The sequence below is a fragment of the Paenibacillus eucommiae genome (genome assembly GCF_017874215.1).
In the GTDB taxonomy this organism is placed as follows: domain Bacteria; phylum Bacillota; class Bacilli; order Paenibacillales; family NBRC-103111; genus Paenibacillus_AI; species Paenibacillus_AI eucommiae.
On record NZ_JAGGLB010000036.1, the window covers coordinates 65,283 to 89,433 of the forward strand.

At 46.7% G+C, this 24,151-nt stretch carries 22 protein-coding genes and 1 pseudogene; 18 read left to right on the forward strand and 5 right to left on the reverse strand.

Annotation, left to right across the window (positions count from 1 at the left end):
* Nucleotides 1-597: 597 nt before the first annotated feature.
* Nucleotides 598-3,279, reverse strand: coding sequence for a CehA/McbA family metallohydrolase (locus tag J2Z66_RS34875; RefSeq protein ID WP_209977401.1), 2,682 nt, complete (start codon nucleotides 3,277-3,279; stop codon nucleotides 598-600).
* 214 nt (nucleotides 3,280-3,493) lie between these two features.
* Here J2Z66_RS34875 and J2Z66_RS34880 point away from each other — a divergent pair, with 214 nt between their 5' ends.
* A complete protein-coding gene (locus J2Z66_RS34880) occupies nucleotides 3,494-4,495 on the forward strand; it encodes a Gfo/Idh/MocA family protein (protein ID WP_245376077.1) in 1,002 nt (333 codons plus the stop codon).
* 63 nt (nucleotides 4,496-4,558) lie between these two features.
* Here the strand turns inward: J2Z66_RS34880 and J2Z66_RS34885 are convergent, their stop codons facing one another.
* Entirely contained in the window at nucleotides 4,559-5,359 is an 801-nt protein-coding gene (locus J2Z66_RS34885) for an IclR family transcriptional regulator (RefSeq protein WP_209977403.1), read from the reverse strand.
* A 38-nt stretch (nucleotides 5,360-5,397) separates the two neighbouring features.
* Nucleotides 5,398-5,730 (reverse strand): winged helix-turn-helix transcriptional regulator, encoded by a 333-nt coding sequence (locus J2Z66_RS34890; RefSeq protein ID WP_209977404.1) that lies wholly within the window; start codon nucleotides 5,728-5,730, stop codon nucleotides 5,398-5,400.
* Nucleotides 5,731-6,077: 347 nt separating this feature from the next.
* On the opposite strand from J2Z66_RS34890, the gene J2Z66_RS34895 reads away from it, so the two are divergent.
* From J2Z66_RS34895 to J2Z66_RS34910, 4 genes and pseudogenes are all read left to right on the forward strand, one after another.
* Entirely contained in the window at nucleotides 6,078-6,689 is a 612-nt protein-coding gene (locus tag J2Z66_RS34895; protein WP_209977405.1) for a DUF2239 family protein, read from the forward strand.
* 300 nt (nucleotides 6,690-6,989) lie between these two features.
* A complete protein-coding gene (locus J2Z66_RS34900; protein WP_209977406.1) occupies nucleotides 6,990-7,880 on the forward strand; it encodes an alpha/beta fold hydrolase in 891 nt (296 codons plus the stop codon).
* A gap of 245 nt (nucleotides 7,881-8,125) precedes the next feature.
* Nucleotides 8,126-8,203: pseudogene (locus tag J2Z66_RS44205) on the forward strand (hypothetical protein); the annotation flags it as partial.
* A 298-nt stretch (nucleotides 8,204-8,501) separates the two neighbouring features.
* Entirely contained in the window at nucleotides 8,502-8,657 is a 156-nt protein-coding gene (locus J2Z66_RS34910; protein ID WP_209977408.1) for an S-layer homology domain-containing protein, read from the forward strand.
* A 243-nt stretch (nucleotides 8,658-8,900) separates the two neighbouring features.
* On the opposite strand, the gene J2Z66_RS34915 is transcribed toward J2Z66_RS34910, so the two are convergent.
* Entirely contained in the window at nucleotides 8,901-9,140 is a 240-nt protein-coding gene (locus J2Z66_RS34915; protein ID WP_209977409.1) for a hypothetical protein, read from the reverse strand.
* A gap of 427 nt (nucleotides 9,141-9,567) precedes the next feature.
* Between J2Z66_RS34915 and J2Z66_RS34920 the strand changes: the two genes are divergently transcribed.
* The 13 genes from J2Z66_RS34920 (at nucleotide 9,568) to J2Z66_RS34980 (ending at nucleotide 23,467) form a co-directional block, all read left to right on the forward strand.
* Entirely contained in the window at nucleotides 9,568-10,509 is a 942-nt protein-coding gene (locus tag J2Z66_RS34920) for an NAD-dependent epimerase/dehydratase family protein (protein WP_209977410.1), read from the forward strand.
* Between the two features lie 56 nt (nucleotides 10,510-10,565).
* Entirely contained in the window at nucleotides 10,566-11,255 is a 690-nt protein-coding gene (locus J2Z66_RS34925) for an Imm50 family immunity protein (RefSeq protein WP_209977411.1), read from the forward strand.
* A gap of 342 nt (nucleotides 11,256-11,597) precedes the next feature.
* Entirely contained in the window at nucleotides 11,598-12,530 is a 933-nt protein-coding gene (locus J2Z66_RS34930; RefSeq protein WP_209977412.1) for a YxiH-YxzG fusion protein, read from the forward strand.
* Between the two features lie 680 nt (nucleotides 12,531-13,210).
* Nucleotides 13,211-14,230 (forward strand): zinc-dependent alcohol dehydrogenase, encoded by a 1,020-nt coding sequence (locus J2Z66_RS34935; RefSeq protein ID WP_209977413.1) that lies wholly within the window; start codon nucleotides 13,211-13,213, stop codon nucleotides 14,228-14,230.
* A gap of 499 nt (nucleotides 14,231-14,729) precedes the next feature.
* On the forward strand, nucleotides 14,730-14,996 hold the full coding sequence (locus tag J2Z66_RS34940; RefSeq protein WP_209977414.1) for a hypothetical protein: 267 nt from the start codon (nucleotides 14,730-14,732) through the stop codon (nucleotides 14,994-14,996).
* On the forward strand, nucleotides 14,993-16,015 hold the full coding sequence (locus J2Z66_RS34945) for a LacI family DNA-binding transcriptional regulator (protein ID WP_209977415.1): 1,023 nt from the start codon (nucleotides 14,993-14,995) through the stop codon (nucleotides 16,013-16,015). Before J2Z66_RS34940 ends, J2Z66_RS34945 begins: the two co-directional genes overlap by 4 nt.
* 25 nt (nucleotides 16,016-16,040) lie before the next feature.
* Nucleotides 16,041-16,958, forward strand: a complete 918-nt coding sequence (gene rbsK / locus J2Z66_RS34950; RefSeq protein WP_209977416.1) for a ribokinase — start codon at nucleotides 16,041-16,043, stop codon at nucleotides 16,956-16,958.
* Nucleotides 16,959-17,008: 50 nt separating this feature from the next.
* The gene (locus J2Z66_RS34955; protein ID WP_209977417.1) at nucleotides 17,009-17,893 is read left to right on the forward strand and encodes a dihydrodipicolinate synthase family protein; all 885 of its coding nucleotides are present in this window, start codon (nucleotides 17,009-17,011) and stop codon (nucleotides 17,891-17,893) included.
* Nucleotides 17,894-17,927: 34 nt separating this feature from the next.
* Nucleotides 17,928-19,091, forward strand: coding sequence for a pyridoxal phosphate-dependent aminotransferase (locus J2Z66_RS34960; protein WP_209977418.1), 1,164 nt, complete (start codon nucleotides 17,928-17,930; stop codon nucleotides 19,089-19,091).
* A 74-nt stretch (nucleotides 19,092-19,165) separates the two neighbouring features.
* The gene (locus J2Z66_RS34965; protein WP_209977419.1) at nucleotides 19,166-20,245 is read left to right on the forward strand and encodes an amino acid ABC transporter substrate-binding protein; all 1,080 of its coding nucleotides are present in this window, start codon (nucleotides 19,166-19,168) and stop codon (nucleotides 20,243-20,245) included.
* 69 nt (nucleotides 20,246-20,314) lie between these two features.
* Entirely contained in the window at nucleotides 20,315-21,484 is a 1,170-nt protein-coding gene (locus J2Z66_RS34970) for an amino acid ABC transporter permease (protein WP_209977420.1), read from the forward strand.
* A gap of 7 nt (nucleotides 21,485-21,491) precedes the next feature.
* On the forward strand, nucleotides 21,492-22,661 hold the full coding sequence (locus J2Z66_RS34975; RefSeq protein WP_209977421.1) for an amino acid ABC transporter permease: 1,170 nt from the start codon (nucleotides 21,492-21,494) through the stop codon (nucleotides 22,659-22,661).
* Nucleotides 22,662-22,705: 44 nt separating this feature from the next.
* Nucleotides 22,706-23,467 (forward strand): amino acid ABC transporter ATP-binding protein, encoded by a 762-nt coding sequence (locus tag J2Z66_RS34980; RefSeq protein WP_245376085.1) that lies wholly within the window; start codon nucleotides 22,706-22,708, stop codon nucleotides 23,465-23,467.
* Nucleotides 23,468-23,915: 448 nt separating this feature from the next.
* On the opposite strand, the gene J2Z66_RS34985 is transcribed toward J2Z66_RS34980, so the two are convergent.
* Nucleotides 23,916-24,151, reverse strand: a 236-nt coding sequence (locus J2Z66_RS34985) for a hypothetical protein (RefSeq protein WP_209977422.1), incomplete at its 5' end; no start/stop codon positions are given.

Sequence of the window (24,151 nt, forward strand, 5' to 3'; positions counted from 1 at the left end):
CGCAAATAACGGCTGTGATGTCCGTAAGTCTCTTACTCTGCATGCCCAGATATGGGAGTTCAGGAATGACAGTTGCCATCTACCAAACCACCATGTAAGAGCACCCGGTTTAACCGAATTGGGCTAGGCTTTCGCGATATAACGATGTTCATCGCTAAAGCAAGTATTTCTAGGGGAAGCAGCGTTTTAATGATGTTTTTCATCACTCGGGGGGGATTGGAGGCCCATTTAGGCTGATCAGAGGACTTTTAACGATGTTTTTCATTGTTAGGGCAAAGCTTTGGAGACGATTCAGCATTTTAAGAATGAAAAACATCGTTAAAGAAGCGTCTCTCTCATCCCCAAGTCCAACTAGTGAAATCACTAGGCGCACCAAGCTGTCCGTTTGAGAATGGCTTGTTCTGCGCTTTGAAGCTGAGAGAGGAAAGGGGGGTGGGTGGAAGAGCGCTAGCGTCCGCATTTAAAGATTTGTTCCACCCTTTAAATTCCATTCAGGGAACAAATCTTTAACAGCGGCTGGAGCCCACACCTCTTTCCTCCGTAACGCGCCCAAGTCACAAACGTGCACTCAAAGGACGCACTGAGGTGTTTTTCAAACTAATGATGATGATGATCAGGATGTTGGTGAAGATGCTGGTGATGGTCCGCTGCGGTGTGATTGTGGGTGATTCCATGATGATGCATGCGATTGTGCAGCTCTCTGTGCGCCGCTGTAAGTGTCATTAGCATTTGCTTGTAGGTCCGGTCATCGGCTTTCGTGGCTAGTGATTTCACGTAGGCTGTTGACCCCTCAATCTGTTCGAGAATGGTGACAGCGTCGGTCTTATGGAAGCATGATTTACCTGCGACAATGACCATGATAGCACTGGAATGAGCGGCAATAATTTCCGATTTGTCCGGGAATTGGCCGCGTATGCGGAGCGCGATCCAGCAGCTTTCTTTTACAGGAACTGACCATTGTCCCGCATAATGACCGGCTGCCGGATCGGCGGCATGCACTTCGCCAAGCTCACCGTTTACAACAAGCTCGATCCTGGTAACCGGGATGGTGACTGATGATACCTGCCAGACCACGTCGAGTGTTCCACCGGATGCTGTCAGCTTCAGGGTTGAACCCATTTCACAGCCGTTAACACGGAATTCGAGCAGAGGCCCGTAGGTGGCGAAGGTATTTCCTTGGCGGACCGTTTGCATCCAGCTATCGTATGTGAAAGCTTCTCCCTGCAGCAGTGCATAGGTACGGATAGTGCCAACGGCGGTAATCTGTGACATCTTATCGGTACCTCCGACAGCCGGCACCAAGTATCCGCAGTTTAGATATCGATACCAATCGGATAAAGAGTAGGGATTGATGCCTTCATTTTCGAAGGAACACAGTTCTATCGCATCAATTTCTCCGAGCACGAGGGAGGCTGCTCCTTCAGCACGCGGATTTGGAAGATGCGGCATTACGACAAGGCCGTTCTGTTCTCTGCATTGCTTGGCCCATTGCGTAATCGTGGCTTCAAGCGGATCTCCCAGTCCGGATTCGTCGGGACCGCCGGTGCAGAGCGGCAGAATCATTTTTCCTTCGTAGCCTAGGAGGGATATATGACCGAGAATATGCTGGCGGTTCTCCGTTCCAACACGCACGAGGTACTCACCTGATCCCCCGTTTTCCTGGCTCCCTATCGTTGTTTTTCCGTCGAAATCGCCAAGATTGCTGAACATTTCACCCCACTGGCTTGTGAGCAGGTTTACCACATTGACGCCTTCCGCTTCCCCTTCCAGCAGTGCTGTCTGCGGAGACAGGAAATGGACATGGGTATCGGCGGTGACCCAACCTTTTTGACGCCATGGCAAAATATGCTCTAATTCAATTTCTATCGTATTGGTTTCTGCAGAAATAACGAATTGTTTGCGGATGGGACGAATTTCAAATCCCTTCGTTACTTCTATATAAACAGGCCCCAATGGGAGCTTGAACTCGGCCACACCAGGGATATAGCAGCTGTAATGAAGCCCTTGCACATGCTCTGTCCCATAATCCTCGAACCAATGCGGGTTAGGCAGCCGATGACCGTTGACAGGAGCCAAATATTGTCCGTACTCTCCGTGCACATGGATTTTGGCTGGTACCGGAAGCCCGTTACTACGGTCGATGGTACGCAGTGTAACCTTGCGGTCAGCAGCATTTATTTGGGTAAATGACTGATGTTTCTCCAGCTCTTTGAGCGGGATGACCGTGTTGACCGTACTGACTGTGCTAGCTGTGCTGACCATGCTGTGATCGTTGTCCACGAAAAGTAGAGCATCAGGGTGAGCCGTATAGTCGATGATCCATTCATTTGGTTTGGGTACGGGCAGCGGCGGATTGGCATTGTCTAGCCATTGTTCATGACGATAATCGAGCGCTGGCGTGACTGCGATAATTTCACCAAGGTCGATACGGATATTTGCCTCAGGTCCAAAAGGATTCAAAACAACTCCGGGCGCAGACGTATAGCGCAGCTGAGCGCGGGGGTTCCAGCGGAATGGATTGGTAGCCAGATTTGTACCCGTGATACCAAATATGAAAGCGGTTCCTTCAAGCGGCTGGAGCAGCAGGCGCACGAGGTTTTTCTGCGGATACGGATTTTCTAACGCATAGAGCCAATGATGCATCTGGCTGCCAAAGCCCTGGAACGTAGTGCGAAGCTGACTTTGACCCCAAGGAATTTGAGGGGCCTGATTATGAGGTAGTTCGGTATTAGCTTGCATCGTTCTCGGCTTGATGTGCTTGACAGATTCGAAGCTGTTCTCTCCCCATCTGGTCTGGAATTCACTAATTTGGTAGCGTCTGCGAATCGGAAAGCTGACCTCGGTTCCATCCGAATAGCAGAGCTTGTACTCGCACACAGTTTCTCCCAATCGTGGAGTTCCCATCATGGGACGTAAGATCCCTTCGGCGTCTGTAGGGGTTTCCTTGAAATCGGCGGCATGTAAAAAAAGCAGCTGACGATCATGCGAGGGATGCTCGAAGGATAACTCCACAGTTTCGTCCTTCAGCAAAATAACATTATTGCTTCCTTCATGCTTTCCAAGTATAAAGGGGACGCCCCATAATTCATGCTCTCCTGATAGCAGTTGCTCCTTGTTGGCTATCACTTTGTCCGAGCAATCTTCCTTATTCAAGTTTGCGATGCTCCGATTATACGCTGTACTTAAATCGAGTGACATGAATCTTTCCGGTTTCCCTAGGTTTTCAAGGTTTTCAAGATTTTCATGATTTCCTGATTCCTCCATATGGTTTAAGCTCATAATGATCCTCCTCGCTTTGCTGGACAAAAAAAGGGAATTTAATTCCATCATACATTTAATTAATGATTAAGTAAATTCATTTTTACTTGTTTCGGGCGCAGGCAGGGACAGGAAGAAGATGGGGTAGACCGATAGTGGAAAAGAGTGTAGGATCAAGTTTAGAGGTACTTGCATACGAACTTACATCCAAATTTGTTTTGAGGAGAGATTGAAGTTGAGTACAAGAAAATTTGCCGTCATCGGCTGTCAGCATGGTCATATCTCGATGTTCATTTCTGAAATGCTGGAGCTTGGTTTTGGCTGCGCAGGAATTTATGACAAGGACCCAGATTTCCTTGCCCGGCAGTTATGTGAACAATTTAACGTTCCATTAGTATCGGATCCAGAGGTATTGCTTGCGGACGAAGCCGTAGAAATAGTGGGCTCTTCAGGCATTAACAGTGAAAAAATAGATGTTGTCGAGCTGTGCGAAAGCCGTGGCAAAGCTGTTATGCTGGATAAACCTGCAGTTGCAGACAGGGCCGGTTTTGAGCGGCTTCAGGCAGTGATCGGGCGGGGGCGCATTCAGGTGGGCATGCTGCTTACGGAGAGGGCGAACCCTACCATTTATACGTTGCAAAAGCTGATTGAACAGGGGGAGCTTGGGGAAATTGTTAGCATTGGCATGCGCAAGCCTCACCGCTTATATCCGGCTACACGCCCTGGATGGTTTTTCGACAAAGCCCAAAATGGCGGATTGATTATAGATCTGCTCATTCATGACTTTGATCAGCTGCGTTGGTTAACTGGTAGTGAAATCATATCTTCGGAAGGCTACATAGCTAAGCATATTTTGCCTGAGAAGCCTTCATTTTACGATGTAACGGGGATTCAGGTTACGATGTTGAACAGGATTGTAGCTCAGCTTTATACGGACTGGCATACGCCCGAGAAAAGCTGGACTGGCGTAGACGGGCGGATTTTTGTGGTTGGCACAAAGGGGACTGCCGAGCTGAGGTTGAGTGGAGATCCGCTAATTGGAGAAGGATCGCTTTTGCTGCAAATTGGCCATGATGAAGCGCTGAAGTCCATTCCTTTGGAAGCAGTGCCTTACACGGTGTCGGAAGATTTCCTTGCTCGGGTAGATGGAACGGCGCAAGGTGTCGTAGATCACGAGGCTATTTTGGCGGCGACGAAGGCTTCTGTTGAAGCGGATGAAGCGGCACGCAAAATTTAGTATTTTGCACGGTGATGGATATATCTGATCGTCTGTGTAGAAAAAAAGGCCATTTCTGAGCTGCTAATTTCTCAGCAGCTCGGAAATGGCCTGCGCCGCGCTCCGCACATGCTCGCCGATGGCGGGAAGGCGTTCGTCCGGCAGACGCCAGAGGGGACCCGCTGCACTGATGGATGCGACGACTTCATTCATATGGTTAAAAACAGGCGCTGCCACGCAGCGCACGTCCGGTTCATGTTCACCGTCATCGATGGCATAGCCACGTGTACGGATGACTGCAAGATCAGTGAGCAGCTTATCACTCGTAGCCAGGGTGCTGTCCGTGAAAGCGGCCAGTCCGGCTTCGATGACCCGCTGCGTCAGCGGCTGCGGCGAGAAGGCGAGGATCGCTTTGCCGACGCCTGTGCAGTACAGCGGATTGCGGCCGCCGACCTGCGAATGCATGCGAATCGTCTGTGACGATTCGACTTTATCGATATAGACAGCCTCGAGTCCATCGCGGATAACCAGGTGCACGGTTTCGCTAATTTGCTCGGACAGGCTTTGCAGGTAAGGGCGGGCCAGCTCGCGAATGCCGCTTTCATTAAGCAGAGGCGTCGATAGCTTGAGCGCGTAATGACCGATGCGGTAAAGATCTGTCTTCGGATCCTGCTCGACAAGACCAGCTTGCTGAAAAGAAGCCAAATATTTGCAGACATTGCTGGGACTTTCATCTGAACGGGCGGCTATCTCTTTTAAAGAGGCTCCTTTAGGTTGAAGGATATGCAGCTCCAGTAAAATATCGAGCACACGCATCGCCTTGATCACCGTGGAAGCGGCCGCTTTTTTGAATGTTCCAAAATCTGCTTTACGGGATTCATCCATGCTTGAGCACTCCGATCGTTAATTCAATTAAAGTAAGGTTACGTCCACTTGGCCGCCCATACCTTCATCATTTTCGTAATTTGGTAAAGATCCTGCCCTTTGGGCGTTAACGTATATTCAACGGTGGCGGGAACGGTAGGAAAAACCTGACGCTCCAGGATCCCGTTTTTCTCCAAGTGCTTGAGTGCGCCTGATAGAGCTCGTGCACTGACATCATCTATATTACGCTGCAATTCGCCAAACCGTTTCGTTCCTCTGTAAAGCTCACGTATTACCAGAAAGGACCACTTGCCGGACAATACATTTATTGCAGGGTCAATGCTGCAATCAACCTGGGCAGGTAATCTGGGAATATAGTTGTTGGCCTCCATAACGATTCCCTCCTATACATAGTAGTTTACTTACTATAAATAAGATAGCAGATATACAGCTGGTTATAAAGTGAAAAGTATTTCCGTACTTTTATCCCTGTTTGAATTGCAGTACATGGCGATCTCCGTATTTACTCCAGCCCAGCAATCATACAGCTTGAGCAACTCTGCTTGATAAAATAAAGCAAACACTAGCTCTCAACAACGCGGTTCCTCTTACTCTTAGGCCGTGTCTTTTGCATGTATTCCCTCCATAACGAACGACAAAATACATTTTACCCGGGTAATATTGACTTTTTATTTTTACCCGGGTATAATTGGCGAGGTATTCAGAGGAGGAGGTCAGCATGAGAAATGACCTAACGCGCTTTTACTGCACGGCATTTTTGGGTGTGAGAGTGGTCGCCAGCGGTTTGTTAGAGCACGTTGTTTCTACAGTGAAGGATGTTCTGGATGACAGAGACGTCACACAGCTGCTTATATTTGACGATTCCACAGGGAAGCAAATAGATGTTGATTTTCGTGGGAAGACAGGTGACGTGCTCAAACGATTAGGGGAACAGTTTGGTGACTTGCCTGATACGGAAGTGAATCACCAGCCTACACGGCGGGTCGGTCGACCCAAACTGGGGGTTGTATCTGGTGAGGTTACGTTATTGCCACGGCATTGGGAATGGCTCAAGAGTCAACCTGGAGGGGCGTCGATAACATTACGAAAACTCGTTGATGAGGCTCGCCGTGCTGGAGAAAAACAGGACAAGATACGAGAGTCACAAGAAGCAACATATCACTTTATGACCGCTATGGCCGGGAACTTCCAACAATACGAAGAAGCTCTGCGGGCACTTTATGCTGGTGATTTGGATCGTTTTTACCAATTCATCGATGACTGGGCACCTGATATTAGAAGCCATATCAAAAGATTAGCCGCTAATACATTTCCTGAAGGGAACTTATGAATAAAAGCATGTGGAGTCGTAAAGAATTTGGAATGAAAAAAGAACTACGAAAGAAGCCGCTATGACGGAGTTTGGATCTATTCGTTACATCGAACCATCGCAACGCGCTGGCATGAGGTTCATGCACATGCAGCGAGGCACTGAGGGCAGCATCGTCATGTTGAACCTGCTGCGTTTTCATGATGTTGCCGATTACACAAGCCCATCCTGAACTAACACCGGAGATCCCAATCAGCGGTGCTGAAGCTTTCAACCGCTATATGATTTCCGATACCGAATTAATTGGAGGAGAACATGATCATGAACATCCTGAAAGTCAACGGAGTTGATTTGGCCTATGACAGTTTCGGTAACGAAAATGACGAGGCTATTATCTTAATAGCCGGGCTTGGAACCCAGATGATCCGATGGACGGTTCCGTTTTGTCGCATATTAGCAGCGCGGGGTTTTCACGTGATCCGCTTTGACAATCGTGACGCAGGTTGCTCGTCACACTTTAGCCATTATCCGGCGCTGGATTTTGACGCACTGGCAACTGCTCTCATGTCGGGACAGCGACCGGACATTCCTTACACTCTCGATGACATGTCCAACGACGCTATCGGACTGCTCGATGCCCTTTCAATTGACCGGGCACATTTCGTTGGCAGGTCGATGGGTGGAATGATCGCCCAGATTGCAGCGAGCGAGTACCCTGAACGGGCTTTATCACTCACCTCCATTATGTCCAGTTCCGGTAATCCCGGCCTTCCGCAATCTCCCCCGGATGTCATGGCGATGATGACGAAACCGGCGCCGAACCCATTTGAGAATGAAGCAGGATTTTTGGCGCACAGCCTCTCCTTTGCCAAACGCATCGCCGGCACCGGATATCCGTTTGAAGAGGACGCTTATCGGGCGCTCATTCTGGAGGAAGTCCAGCGAGCCTACGATCCAGGCAGTGTCGGACGACAAATTGCTGCGATCGCTGTCTCTGGTGACCGGCGTCCGCGGCTGGCGACCATAAAAGTACCAGCACTTGTCATTCATGGGATGGACGATCCCCTGTTCGTCCCGGCGTGTGGCGAGGACACGGCTTCTTCCATCCCGGGCGCCGAGCTAATGTTGGTTGACGGCATGGGACACGACCTGCCGCACCAACTGTACAAAGTAACCGCTGATGGCATAGAGCGAACGGCTCGTCGCAATTGACACGCGCTTCCTGAATAGCAACCAGCCGAAGTCCCGCGGTGCCCAATGGGGTAAGTAGGCCCAGGGGTGCAGCGCTGATCAATTTGCACGCTTGGCGCATTCGAAGTCGAAATCAGGTTGCAGGAAAATTGTTCGTTTGGTGCATGGTAATCTTAATGATCTCAACCACCCTACTTGTCAATCCTGTATAAGCAGCAAAAGGATGGATTCAATATGGCAAGATTGGATCAGGAGAAGGCAAGGAACTGGGTGAGTTTGGATACCCCGTCGGTGTGGCATCAGATAGCCAAGGCAATGTATATGTGGCCGATTACAATAACTATCGTATCCAGAAGCTAGATATATCCACAGGCAAATGGAGTTCGTGGGGCAAAAGCGGCGGAGCAGCAGGATGTGCACTTGGAGAGTTTAATAGTCCAACCGGTATTGCGGTAGATAGCAGGCGCAGCAGCAAACCAAAACGGGTACGCATAAGCCGTATATTGAAGGGTTTGTTGACGGCACCTTCGGTCCGGAGAAAACTGTGACCCGTTCCGAGATGGCAACAATGCTCGCCCGTATTCTCGAAATAGAGTACAGGGGTAATGGAGCTTCGTCCTTCAAGGATACCGATACTAAGCATTGGGCATTCAAAGAAATGGAGATCGTAATCAGGCAGGCATCATGCAGGGCTACACGGACGGACGCTTTGGCGCAGAGGATGGTATTACGAGAGCGGAGATGGCCGTTATTGTGGATCGCTGGATGGCGAAGCAAAGCAGAGAGAGTAAAAGATAGTATAATCAATCCGAAAAAGTAGGAAGGTTACTCTTCAGGCATAACGCTGTTTGAGGGGTAACCTTCTACTGTTTTATGTTCAGGCAGCTTTTTTTGAACCCCGAAAAATCCGGCCTGATTACATGAGCGTCCATAATGACCAGCCCCATGACCATGGCGGAACCCCGGCATACCTCCCGAATATTCATTGCGTTCTGACCTTTCGTAGTGCATTGACACTGATTCGCCAGCCTAACGTGCAGATTATCCTACACCATCACTTTCTAACAAGGAATAAAAATTATCGCGGTCTTCGTCATCGAATTTGCCAAGCGTCCGTACCCTGACAAATTCATGTCCTCCATACATGTCTATTTCCTCACCGCACCTATTGTAGAGCGCGATCATGCGGCCATCCTGATTCAACTCCATATACCCGTAACATTTTGCTTCAGGCACTTCACTGTAAAGGAGCAAAAATCTGATTTTGTCTACTCTGTTCATGCAACTCCTCCTTTTCTGTCATCCGTAATGACCTTGAATTCATTGCGTTTTGTCCTTTGTGTGTATATCCCTTATCTCCTCATCGACCTGAAGAAAATTTTACTTGAAACCTTATGAATTGGAAAAAGCGATATTGCTCTTTATACACGGATATGCATTCATATTTCGAAAGCATAAGGGGGGCTCCCCGCTATGCCGCTCATTTGCACATTATCTCTTGACGAAATGAGATTTGGGGAGTATGATAACGTGCCAGTTAATTCTACAAGGTAAATCAATAAAAGACCGACTTTTCGAAGTGCCTCGGCACCGCATTGTCAGCCTATCGTGCGGATTATGAAAATCAAAAGCTTTAGGATACAAATACATTGAAAAAAATGTTATTTTAAAAAGTAGGAATACATTTCAACAGGATAGGGAGAAGTTAATGAACGTCTTTATAACAGGTGGAACGGGGTATATCGGTAACAGAACGGTAGACGTCGCGCTTCGTCAAGGTCATCAAGTTACGGTCTTGACCCGAAGCAAGGAAAAGGCAAAAGAGCTGGAAAATAAAGGGGTGCGAGCGGTTATTGGCGACTTGCTCACAGACGGTGATTGGCAGAGCGCCATTTCGGAAGCGGAATATGTCATTCATTTGGCAGCGCCTCCAACCTGGGGGAAGAAAGTGACTTTGAAAGTCGCTAGAGCCTATCAAGAAGGTCACTATCAAATGACTGTCTGTTTGCTAGATAACATCAATTTGCATAGGCTAAAGAAACTCGTATATGTGGCAGGCACCAGTTATTTCGGCGATAGCGGCGAAAAGGAGCCCGTCACGGAATCTTATTGCTCGCGGCCGAAAGGATGGGGACCTTACATCGCTCCTTCCGTCGATGTGCTGTCTGCCTACGTGGACAAAGGCGCACCGATTGTGATGGCTTTCCCGGGACAAGTGTACGGCGCAGATTCGTGGTTTCCTCAGCTGTTCCTGGAGCCGCTCTCGCAGAGCAAGCCGGTTACAGGCCTTAAGGGACATAATCCGATTTTTTCTCCTATACACGTGGAAGACTGCGCCCGAGCGTTCTTGTTCTTGCTGGAGCAAGGACTGGCAGGGGAACGATATATTCTCGTTGACGATCAGCCGATCCGAAGCGCGGACATTACGACACTCAGCGCCAAGGCGCTCCAAAGACCGGATAAAAAACGTTACGTGCCAACGTGGTTATGCCGCATGCTGCTTGGTCCCGTGTTAACCGAATATGCTACGGCTCATACGAATTTCTCGAACGGCAAGCTCAAGGTGTCCGGCTTCACCTATCTGTATCCGACGATACAATCGGGAATAGAGAGTGTTGTCAAGGAGTGGAAGGAACGCGCAATGTTGTAAAAAGCGGACAGCTCGTGCTTGAACTAACCTGCCCCACACAACCTGGAGGTGGACGAATGAAGAATGAATCGATATGGAACGTTAACGTTCGATCCGTGGAACGGGAAGAAATCTGTTTTGTCCCAAACACTGAGTGGCAGGCGCATGTACAGGGCTTCCGGCTACATTTCAATACGGATCTGCCAATGAATCTACGTGCTCAAGATCAGATTTTGATTACAGTTGGTGAATGCGGTCTACCCACCTGGGCCGCTTTTATCGGAACGGTATTGGATTGCCGGTCTGATTCCATCCTGCTTAATACGAACCCACAATATGAGTCGCGTCTAGTTAACGCACGGCAGTTTGAACGCAGGTTCTCACCACTCACTTCCATAAAAGGGGCCCAAAATGTTATCGATAGGTTCGGTTACTTCCCCCCGTTTCATTACGATGAAATTTCGAAAGTATGTATGGAAGCCCCGGAACAGGGTGACATAAAGAAGAAACTGTCCGTGACGATCAGGCATACCTCTACAGGTGGGCTGGAACAGCTTGTTGATCTTGATTTCGAAGACATCCGGCATGAGGACATATCCCCCGCCGAAGAATGCAATATTTGCTTGCAGCTGAGTTTCGCTTACGAAGGCGAACAGATTCGCGTCCAACTGGATGCCGTTTCCGGGTTCTCAGCATCGTTTCTGTGCCGCAACGTTGTTGTCCAATTACAGGATCAATCACACGACTCATCACACGAATTACGTTGAACCCGATTTTACACTAGACCTCTAAGTTGGCAGAACAACTTTCAGTGCGACAAGCAAGAGCAGAACATCAAAAATACAGAGCATTGTGGGTCAAAGACTCTCATGCTCTGTATTTTTAATGCTTAAAATCACCGCTGCTTGGAGCACATTTCTATTATGGCAAATTTCAAATTACATTTTACATTACGCAGCTATCATCCAGAAGGATAATGCAGCAAAATATGGTTTAACACTAGTAACTTCGCCATACTTCCGCCATGTTCAGGAGCTTTTTCCTCTGACATAATACAGATAACCAGAACAGAGGGTGGTTGTAGAGCCACTCTTTAAGGAGGAAATGGTATGTTTCATAAAACGATAACGCTGCGACCTTTTGCCGATATTTCAGAGTATACGGAGGGGTTCGAGATAGTCTCAGCTCAATTTGGCACTGATGGCTGTGTGTATGTCTTGCTAAGAAATCACATTCCGGAACGGGAACGAGGCGTGTTGGTCCCATCGGCTACAAAGAAAACATATACCTACAAGGTCCTATATGCAGAAGATAATCATATCGAGGAAGTAGTGATTAAGGGCCAGCATTTCAATTATCATTATGTCCAGCCGCTTAAGAGACATTTACTTTTGGTCGGAGCGCGCGGCTCTTATTATGGCGCAGGCAAATATGATCTGAACGCCAAAGTGTGTGATTATAAAGGAAATACCGTTCGGGAGTTCTTGCTTGGAGACGGGATCCAAAGTGTTCAGGTGACTGAGGAAGGGATTATATGGACGAGCTATTTTGATGAGGGAGTTTTCGGAAATAACGGATGGAATGAACCCATCGGCGCGAATGGCCTTCTGGCCTGGGATGAGCATGGCAACAAATTATACGAAGATCATGTTGCGGATATTGCTGATTGCTATGCGTTGAATGTAGTTAATGATGAGGAGACCTGGTTTTATTATTACACGGACTTCTTGTTGGGCTGCGTCTCAGGCGGACTCCAGCAGCCCAAAGTCACCTTTATGAATCCTGATATTTCCGGCTCCTCCGGGTTTTGTACGGATGGTTATCACTTTTTGTTCGACGGCGGTTATGGAAAAAGTGGAACCTATATTCTCAAGAAAAATGAAAAACCAGCGCGCTTGACCAAAGGGCACAAAATACATTTTCTGAATGAAAAAGCGGAGCCGCTTGTGCCGCTAACCCAAGATTTTCGAGGAAACCGAGTGCTGTTCTGTGAAGGCAATTTGTTGTATCAGGTGTCTGTTGAAGAATTGGTCGTCTATTAGAAGCGTATACAAACTTTCTATTGAACTATTTCAAGCGAATTTCTTTTGTCTGGAGTCTGATAACATTAAATTCATACGAAAAAGCCCACTAGATCAACTAATGAGCAGCTTCATGTTTGAGTGTGATTATCTTTGGCGGTTTGATACGATTACCCGTAAATTGGTTAGTATTGCTAAAACTCCAGCACCAATTAAAATCATACGATTCCAAAAAGGAACTGGAGTACAGGCAAATATGATACATAGTACTCCGAGTATTAAGCCCAGTGTCACAGTTAACTTTGTACGTTTATTCATGTTATTTCCCCTTTCATATTAGTATTATTATCGCATAGTGTGGCTGGTTTAGTACATAATAGTAGGAAAGAACAAAGGAAGGTTTCCCTTCCAGTGTTCTTTTGCTGATTTATGGATTGGGGACACCTCTACTCCTTGCAGGGAGGGGTGTTTTTTGTTGTTGTCTCTGTTTTCCTTGCTTGTTTAAAGAACATTATCTTGACGGGTATTACAGATGCGAGTAAAATTGTATATATTAGAAATAATAGTTTCCATATTGGAAATGAAATCTTGAGAACCAGATGTTTTCCCATTTAACTAATTGATTTAATGATTAATGAATGAAGCAGTTGCGATTTTGAACCCTAAAAAAAAATCTTGAAAAACAGGCTGGAGGAAAAATAATGTCAGAATTAATGCGGGCTTTGGTTTATGAAGGGCCAAAAGAAATGAATATCCGGGAGGTTGCTATTCCTGTTCCGGGCGCTGATGAAGTGCTGATTCGAATTGAACGTGTTGGGATTTGCGGTTCCGAATTAAGCGGGTTTTTGGGGCATAATTCACTTCGCAAGCCGCCGCTGATTATGGGGCATGAATTCTCTGGCACAATAGCCCAAATCGGTAGTGGTGTCAAAGGCTTCCAGCTGCAAGATAGGGTGACAGCGAACCCGCTTGTAACTTGCGGTCGTTGTACGGCCTGCACTACAGGAGCGGCGCAGCTGTGTGAGCAGCGCAAGCTGCTTGGCGCACATTTACCTGGTGCATTTGCAGAATATGTAGCAGTGCCTGAGCGCAATGTGCTTAAGCTGGCGGATCATGTGAGCTTTGAGGAAGGTGCCTTCACGGAGCCGTTTGCCTGTGGTGTGCGGATTGTTCGTTTGCTTGATCTTAAGCCTGCTGACCGATTGCTTGTAGTCGGTGCCGGGCCGATTGGCTTGTTCGCACTTCAGGCTGCACAAGTGCATGGACTATCGGGGATCATCGTGGTCGATTTGAACGAGCAGCGCTTGGAAATTGCCAGAGAGCTTGGCGCAACGGCGGTGAGAAGTCTCGAGGAGCTAAAGGAAAGTGAACGAGTTTTTGACGCGGCAATTGATGGAGTAGGTATGACGGTTACGCGTAAGCTGTGTGTGGAATCGGTTCGTCCAGGGGGACGGGTCGCATTTTCTGGCTTGCACGAGGCTGACAGTTCGCTACCTATCAATACGGCGATTCGCAATGAGGTGATGATGTATGGTTCTTTTGCCTATGCGCCTTATGATTTCGAGACAGCATTGAAATGGATTAGCGAGGGCAGAGTTAATTTGCTGCCTTGGACCGTGAATGACGATTTGGCTAATGGTGGCGCCTGCTTTACTAAGCTGCTGGAAGCACCGGGAAAAATAGCGAAAATTATGCTGGAAGTTCCATTGGGGGCTCGCTAAGAAAGTTTACTAGATAGTTTAAGGATAAAATCAAAAAGCCGGGAGCCAACAGCTCTCCGGCTTTTTTGCGAAATTATTAGAAAGTATAAGTTTTGGGGATCCCTGGAGTGAAAGGACTTATTCGAATGGCGCAGCTTTATAGTGAAAAAGTATTCGGTGTGACTGTTCAATCACCTAGGGGATCAGAAAGGAAGCACAGATTTTCCTATCGCCACTATCCCCTTCCCTCAGAAAGCAACCTCTATGGGTCCGTATGAGGTGTGCTTGACTTAACGATGTTTTTCATCGTTAAAGCACGTATGTGGACATGCCCACGGGCCTTTAGCGATGAAAAACATCGCTAAAGTGCAGCTCATCTCGCGCTCTTCATCCCCAGCGCCTGCACCCGCTAGGAAATCTTCTCTAATCAAGAGACAAACCCCGATTGCAGTCCGCTTGAGCTTGGTGTTGGGGTAATTCGTGTGATTCGTGCAATTGTAGCTAAAGAGAGGGAAGGGGTGTGGGTGGAAGAGTGATGGCGTCCGCCTTTAAAGATGTGTTCCTACCGCCAAAGTCCAATCAAGGGAACACATCTTTAACAGCGGCTGGAGCCCACATCCCTTCCCTCATTTATAATTTCTTCATAAATGTATTGACAGGATTTTCGATTATAAATATAATGAAAAAAGTTAGCAAATACGTATTAGCAAAACGTATTAGCAAAACGATTTTGCAAATACAAAATGATGGAATTACTGAAGGTGTTTGGAAAGGGGGGCAGCAATGAGCAGTATCAAGGAAATCGCGAAATTGGCTGAGGTTTCTCAAGGCACGGCTTCAATCGTTCTGAACGGCAAAGGGGACCAGCAGCGTATTTCACAGGCGACTCAGCAGCGCATTTATGATGCGGCGAGGAAATTGGATTACCGTCCAAATATTTCCGCAAGACGTTTGCGAAGTGGTGGTGAAACGGTAGCTCCTATTATTGCCTTATTTTGGACATTAGATACGCGGGCTTCCCTGATTGGACGTTTCCTTAAGGGAGTTCACGATGAGTTGAAATTATCTGAGGAAGAGCATGAGCTTTTGATCCAGCCGTATGTAAGCACGCGGCTTTGCGATGTGAAGAGCCTCATTACCGGAACAAGATTTAATGCAGCCATTATTGCGAATGCAACTGAAGAGGATGAAAAATTCCTGAATGAAGCCAACATAAATGTTCCTATTGTGCTGCATTTGCGCAGCTCAGATAAGTATTCTTCCGTAAGTGTGGATAATTATCAAACAGGTCAGGAAGTCGCACGGTTGTTTGCGAGCAGAGGCCATAAACGGGCAGGGTTGATTGTTCCTGAATTATCGTCCAGAGCGATTCGCAATCGGATGGAAGGCTTTCTCGATGGAGCCAAGGCGTATGGCCTGGAAATTTCCGCGGAGCATATTACTGGCGGAGATTTTACAGAGGAAGGCGGCTACAATGCTGCTGATCAATTGCTGCTAGCGGAAGAAAGGCCGAGCTCTTTATTCGTCTTGAGTGATCAGATGGCGATTGGCGTGCTGGCCAAGCTGCATGAGAGAAACATTCGTGTGCCGGAGGAAATAGAGATTGTTGGGCATGATGATAGCGAAAGCTCACGGTTTGCGTACCCGTCACTAACTACCGTTCACCTTCCTGTTGAAGAAATGGCAGCAACCTGTGTCCAGCTATCCATCGATTTAATGAATCATCAAATCGTGCCGCCTGTCGCCAAAATTTTCACACCGCATATCGTAGTTCGCAACTCGTGCGGAGATTTCATAAATAATTAATACCGTAAAAAGGGGAATTCAAGCTATGCAGCCCAATATTGTTGTTGTCGGTAGTTTGAATATGGATCTTGTCGTGACGACTGAGAGAATCCCGAAAATTGGCGAAACCCTCCAGGGTGACCATATTCATTATGTGCCTGGAGGCAAAGGCGCCAATCAGGCAGTAGGCTGTGCCAGGCTTGGAGCGAGTGTTTCCATGATCGGTGCAGTTGGGACGGATATGTTTGCCAGGCAAATTATGCAGGGTTTATCAGAAGCTAATGTTGGAACATCCTGCATCGAACAAATGCAAAACGTTCCGACGGGGATTGCCTCTATTCTCCATACGAAAGAAGATAACTGCATCGTTGTAGTTCCAGGTGCAAATGGACACTGTACCGCGGAGCTTGTAACAAAGTTCGAAGCCGAAATCAGCAGCGCCAAGCTGCTGATGGTGCAGCTGGAAATTCCGGTCGAAACGGTCCATTTCGCTTTACAATTAGCCCGTCAGCATGGTGTTACCACTGTTTTAAATCCTGCTCCTGCCAAGAGATTGCCTGAGGAGATGTGGAGGCTCGCCGACTATTTGACGCCTAATGAAACAGAGTTCGAAGAGCTGAGCGGGGTGTCTTGCAAGACTGATTCTGAGCTGGAACAGGCCATGAAGCAATGGGAAAAGAAATATGAACATATGCTAATTGTGACAAGAGGAAAGAACGGATGTTCCTACTTGGATGATAGCAAGCTATGTACCATTTCTACTCCTAAGGTAGATGTTGTCGATACGACAGGAGCAGGAGACGCTTTCAACGCAGCTTTATCTGTGGGCATAGCAAGTGGGCACGGACTGCTGGAAGCAGTTGATTTTGCTGTAAAAGCCGCTTCGCTATCGGTTACCAAATTTGGTGCACAGTCGGGTATGCCGACTCAACAAGAAATAAACAGCGCGTTTCAAATCGGGTAAAGCCGAGTTCACAAGTATATAGATAAGTTTATAGATAAGAGGAGACTAACATGACTATCAAAGGTGTTTACGTACCAATCCTGACTCCATTTAAAGAAAACGGTTCCATTAATGAATCTGCTCTTGAGCAGCACGTTGAATTCCTGATTTCCAAGGGCATTCATGGACTTTTTCCACTGGGCACTACCGGTGAAGGCATGCTTTTATCCCGAGAAGAAAGAAAGCAGGTTGCTGACCAAGTCGTGAAATTCACGAACGGGCGGATTCCGGTAGTCATCCATGTAGGTGATCAAACTACCGAAGGTACCATTGAACTTGCCAAACATGCCGAGCAAATCGGCGCTGACGGTATTTCCGTTATTTGCCCTTATTTCTTTCCGGTTGATGATGAAGCGATTTACCAGCACTATTCCAGGGTTTCCAAAGCTGTTTCTGATGATTTCTCTGTTTTTGCTTATAATTTTCCCGGCAATGCCCGCAATGAAATTTCACTTCCAGTCTTGCTGAAGTTGATCGAGAATCATCCTAACATTCATGCTTTGAAATTCAGCTCGGATAATTTTACGCAAATTCTTAAAATCATTGATGCAGTGCCAGAGAAATTCCCTGTTATGCTGGGGCCAGATCACCTATTCCTGGCAGGTTTGCATGCGGGAGCAGCTGGTGGCGTTTCTGGGAATGCTAATGTATATCCTGAGCCTTATGTGAAGCTGTATCAGTCTTTTACAGAAGGAAACTATGAGGAAGCCAAAAAGATGCAAAAGTTGATTTGGCAAGTTTCAGATGCTATGAAAAATGGCCTCAGCATGTCGCACTTTAAACACGCGCTTGCATTTAGAGGATTGCAGGACAGCATAGTCCGGGGACCACTGCGCAATATTACGGAAGAAGAAAAGAATACGATGTTTAAACAATTGGAGCAATTTCAATTTTAATTTCAACCCACACCCTAGAAGGAGGAGCAGAACTATGAAACAACTATCAAGTGCTAGAAGCTTAATTCCTGAATCCGGGATTAGGAAGCTGGCCGAGCTATCCGCATTAATTCCTGATGCCATTCACCTGGAGGTTGGGGAGCCTAATGTAAATACGCCTGAGCACATTATGGAAGCAGCAGCCGTAGCAGCAAGAGAAGGTTTCACGAAGTATACGCCAGTACCAGGGTATCCTACACTGCGCAAAGCCATTAAAGAGGATCTACATGCCCGCTACAATCTGAACGTAAGCATGGACGAAATTGTTGTAACCTCCGGTTCCGTTATGGCATTATCGGCGAGCTTGCTGGCCATTGCTGATGTTGGCGATGAGATTCTGGTTCCAGACCCTGCGTGGCCGGTATATGAAATGATTTTACGCGTACAGCAATGTGTACCTGTTCCTTATGTATTGAAAGCGGAAGAAGGATTCATTCCGGATTTTGAAGAGCTGGAAGCCAAAGTGACTGGTAGAACGAAAGCCATCATGATTAACACACCTGGTAACCCGACAGGCGGCGTTTTTGATGAAGAAACGATCAAGAGGCTTATGGAATTTGCCGTTAAGCATGATTTGTATGTGATTTCCGATGAAGTATACGACTCCATTATTTATGAAGGTACTCATATAACGCCCAAAGCATACGACACTGACGGCAGAGTGATAAGCATCTTTGGTGTATCAAAGAAATATGCGATGACCGGCTGGAGATTGGGTTACTCGATTGCCAATAAAGAAATATCCGCGTTAATGATCAAAATTATGATTACCCTGGTCGGAAATGCGCCATCCACTTCACAAAAAGCTGCCGAGGCCGCACTTACAGGTCCACAGGAATTTGTCGAAGAAATGAGACTAAGCTATCAAAGCAGGCGTGACCGGGCTTACGCTATGCTTGTACAAGAAAAGATTAAGTGCTATCCGAACAAGGGTGCATTTTACATGCTGATAGATATCTCGGAGACGGGAATGACCTCTGATGATTTTGCTTTGACACTGCTTAGTGAAGAGAAGGTCGCGGTAGCGCCAGGAAGCACGTTCGGAGTATCCTCGCAAAATATGGTACGTATTTCGTTAGCCACTGAGGAGACTGCTCTTCTTGAGGGAGTAAGACGAATTTGCGCCTTTATAGCAAAGAACCGCAAGAGTTCATTGTAATCATTCAAAAGTTCAAGGCAATGTTTCATAAATTACTAGAAAAATACAAATAGTAAACAGGGAGGGTTTTTATCATGACAAGAACTAGAACAAAATTATTTTGGGTCGTTAGTTTGCTGCTATTATTTTGTGTAACGGTGCTTAGCGGGTGCGAAGATTCGGCTGCGAGCGACGTGGATAACAAGGATCAGCCGAAGCAAGAAGGGGCTATGCTGGACAAGGTGAAGAAAAGAGGCAAGGTCATCATCGGTGTGGATACGGTGCTCCCTGGATTTGGCTTTCTGGATTCGAACGGCAGCTTCTCAGGCTTTGATATAGAAATTGGACGGGCTTTCGCAGCTGCCATCTTCGGTGATCCGGAAGCAGCTCAAATGAGACCTGTTACTGGACAAACACGATTTACAGCGCTGCAAACAGGAGAAATTGATATTTTGAGCAGAGCCACTACGATGTCTTTTACACGTGATACCTCACTTGGTTTGAAGTTTATCCCGACTACGTTCTATGATGGACAAGGTGTTATGGCTCGTAAAGATGCTAAAGTAGAAACCTTGAAAGATTTGAACGGCCTTCGTGTAGGCGTAGAGCAAGGTACAACAACGGAGCTGAACTTGACAGAGAAGCTGCGTAAAGTAGATGCAAAAGCTGAAATCATTGTATTCGAAAATCAAGATGCAATCGTAACCGCTTATGAGCAAGGAAGCATCGATGCATGGACTTCTGACCAATCCGGACTTGTTTCCAGACTAGCTTCCATGAAAACACCAGCGGATCATACGATTCTGAGTGAAGTATTGTCAAAAGAACCGCTTACTCCGGTTGTCAAAGGTGGCGACGATCAATGGTTTAACGTCACTAAATGGATCATCTACGCACTTATTCAAGCAGAAGAATTCGGCATCACCAAAAGCAATGTGGATGAATTCCTGACTTCCCAGGATCCTGGAATCCGTCGTTTCCTTGGCCTGGAAGGGGATCTTGGCAAGCATATCGGCTTGGATAATGACTTCGTAGTTAAATTAATTAAAGGTGTAGGAAACTACAGTGAAATTTTCGAAAAAAATCTTGGTAAAGAATCGATCTTTAAGCTGGATCGTGGAGTCAATGCCCTGTGGACCAATGGTGGATTAATGTTCTCGCCGCCTTTCAACTAAAAAAATAAAAAATAAGGACCTGCCACTTCATCATAAGGTGGGTCCCTCCTTTTCGAGGTGATCAGAAGAGTGGGTAAACAAACCAAGATTCCAATTTGGAGAAACAAGAAGACGATACCTATTCTTTTACAAATCGTCTTTGCCGTTGTGATTGCAGCGCTAGGCACTTATTTTGTTCTAAATGCTCTGCAGGGACTGAAGAAAATTGGGATTTCACTTAGCTTTGATTTCCTGAAGTCTACGGCCTCCTTTATGATCTCGGATAAATTAATCGAGTTCTCGCCGGCCGACAGCTATGGGAAAGCGCTTTTAGTCGGGTTAATGAATACGTTGAAGATTGCCGTTATTGGCATTTTCTTTTCAGCTATTATAGGTACTGTTGTAGGTATTGGCCGATTATCGGACAACTGGCTGGTCAAGAAGCTGGCTGGTGGGTACGTAGAAATTGTTCGTAATATCCCTCTTTTAGTGCAAATATTTTTCCTGTACTTTACCGTCTTTTTACCTTTTCCGAAGATTGAACAGAGCATTAATTTGTTTGGCATTTTCTATTTCAGCAATCGGGGGAATGCGATTCCCTGGTTTACGGCTAATGATTCCTGGTTGATATGGTTAGCTTTTGTTGTGGTGGGTATACTTGCAGGCGTAATAATGATCAAGTTTATGTTAAAAAAGCAAATCGAAGCGGGTAAAAGAAAGTTTCCGTTTATCTGGGGCTTGGGCTCTGCTGCCATCATTCTTTTATTGGCTTTTGCCATTACATCGGAATTGCCGCTTAGTCTCAGCCTTCCTGTTATCCAGGGCAGACTTTACGAAGGCGGATATGTCATTACTTCCGAGTTCGCTGCTATATTGTTCGGTCTTATTATTTATCACTCAGCCTTCGTCGCAGAGATCGTGCGATCCGGTATTATGGCTGTTCCCAAAGGACAGATTGAGGCTGCAAAAGCGCTTGGCTTAAAAAAGAGCACGATCATGCGTTTAGTCACATTGCCGCAAGCCGGCCGCATTATTGTTCCCCCACTGACGAGCCAATTTCTAAATTTGGTCAAAAATTCAACCTTGGGTGTAGCGGTCGGATACACCGAGATGTTCTCCATCGGAAATACAATCATCAATCAGACTGGACGTGCCGTAGAAATCATCGTGTTAGTTGCGGGTGTGTATTTGATCGTCAGCTTAATCATCTCGTTTCTGATGAATTGGTTTAACAGGCATTTCCAACTGGTAGAGAGGTGATTAGACAATGTCTGTGGCAAAACCGCGTGTAAGTGTAAGTGGCTTGGGCTGGATCAGAAAAAATCTGTTTGACGGCTGGTTCAATAGTGTTTTGACGCTGGTGTCTGCCCTTATTTTATTTTTTATCGCCAAGGGCATACTGGGCTGGACACTGTTTACTGCAAAATGGGATGTGATTGCTGCTAACCTGCGCATCTTGATGGTGGGTCAGTATACAGCTTCGGAAATATGGCGTGTTTGGGTAACACTAGCCTTAATGGCACTGCTGCTGGGAATATCCTGGGGCATTCGCAAAGGCTTGATTACACAAATTGCTGTCTGCTTTATGATTATTTTTGCCATCGTGGGTGTCATGCCCTTCCTGACGGCAACCTCCAGATTGTGGCTGTTCGGCGCTATAGTCTTAATGCTGATTGGCTATTGGATCGGACATAAGTTTCATTTTGCCAAAAAAATTCATATGTTCGGCTGGCTGTTATTTTTCCCGCTAGTGTTGATGATGCTGAGTGGGGCCGGAGTACTCAAAAATGTATCCTCGACCCTCTGGGGCGGATTTCTCCTAACGGTTTTGATCGCGGGAGTTACGATTGTTTTCTCTTTTCCTCTCGGCATTTTGTTATCGCTGGGCAGAAGGAGCAAGCTGGTGCTCGTCAGATGGTTCAGCATTGCTTATATCGAAATTATCCGGGGAGTCCCGTTAGTTACCGTTCTGTTTATGGCACAGCTATTGCTGCCGTTATTTATGGGGAATGGGATTGAATTAAGCAATGTTTTGCGGGCGATGATCGGATTTACATTGTTTAACGCAGCTTATGTTGCCGAGACGATTCGAGGCGGTATGCAGGCAGTTCCTCGTGGTCAGTATGAAGCAGCAGAAGCGCTTGGCTTAAATTATGTGCAAAAAATGACCTTCATCGTCATGCCGCAAGCCCTGCGCAGCGTTATTCCTGCGTTAGTAGGGATTGTGATTGAAGTGTTCAAGGATACATCGCTTGTCGCGATCGTGAGCTTAATGGATTTGATGGGTATAGCCAAAAGAATCATCGCCAACCCAGAATTTCTAGGCAGGCAAATGGAAGTATTCGTATTTGTTGCCGTAGTGTTCCTGATTTTCTGTTTGTTAATGTCGAAAGTGAGCAGAGGCTTGGAAGCCTCTCTGGATAGACGGAAAAATTAGCATGAAGAGGAGGGGTTTCAATGAAGCAGGCATCTGCATCCATGATGGAGGGGCAAGTAGACCAAAATCAAAACGAAGAGCCAATTATCGTTTGTCGCGGTATCAATAAATGGTACGGTACTCATCATGCCCTGAAAAATGTATCTCTAGATGTCCAGAAGGGCGAGGTTATTGTGATTATCGGGCCTTCCGGATCCGGCAAATCGACGTTCATCCGCACCATTAATGCGCTGGAGGAAATTCAGGAAGGCGATATTATCGTCGATGGCATTAATTTGTCCGACGACATTGCCAACATTGATGCGATTCGCAAAGAAACCGGCATGGTGTTTCAGCAGTTTAACTTATTTCCACATATGACCATCGTTGAAAATATAACGCTGGCGCCAATCTGGGTGCGCAAATGGCCGAAGGAAAAAGCAGTAAGCATCGCTTTGGAGCTTCTGGAGCGCGTAGGTATTCACGACCAGGCGGGCAAATATCCGGGCCAGCTTTCCGGTGGCCAGCAGCAGCGGGTGGCGATCGCCAGGGCGCTGGCGATGCAGCCCAAAATCATGCTCTTCGATGAGCCAACCTCAGCGCTCGATCCTGAAATGATTAAAGAAGTTTTGGACGTTATGAAAACATTGGCCAATTCAGGGATTACACTGCTGGTCGTCACACATGAAATGAATTTCGCGCGTGAAGTTGCAGACCGGGTAATATTCTTCGACGCTGGAGAAATTATGGAGATCGGGAAGCCTCAGCAAATTTTCGAAAACCCGCAATCGGACCGGACGAAGTTGTTTTTGTCGCAGATTTTATAGTTTGCATTATTTGTGAATCATTGCGTAGGAAATTGCGTGGAGCATGAAAAGCTGCAAAAGAAATTGAAAGAGAACTTGCAAGATAAATTGCAAGAGAACTTTCCAGAGAAAATGCCAAGTGATTTGAGCGGGAAATAGTGAAAAAGGTCTGAAACTATGATTATAGTTTCGGACCTTTTTTAACAGATTCAGTTTTAGTGCTTTATAGTGATAAAGTAGAAGGAGTGGCATCGGTTGGAACATAGGAGCTTTGGTGGAAGCCTGGAGTAAATAAATTACAACCACACAGTGCAGCTTTGCAGTAATAAAGCATTCGATATTACGATTAATTCATTAGGGTGATCAGAAAGGAGGCGCAGCTTTTCCATATCGTCACTATCCCTTTCCCTCAGGAAAGCAAGTCTGCTGGCAGTCCCGTTTGAGGGGCGGCTTGTTCGGCACTTGAGCGCTAATAGCAGCCTGTCTCCCCTGAATCGAATTGAGTGTGTGCGTTAACGATGTTTTTCATCGTTAACGCAAGGATTTCCAGGTGAATAAGCATTTTAGTGATGATTTTCATCACTAAAATGGGACTGAAGCCCTTATCGGGGGTAGTGTCAAGAAGTTTGTGTATGGAGCTAAAAGGGAACTCATGGAAACGCCAGATATTTATTTGTGATGGTGGGTGGTGTAGCCCAAGCGAAG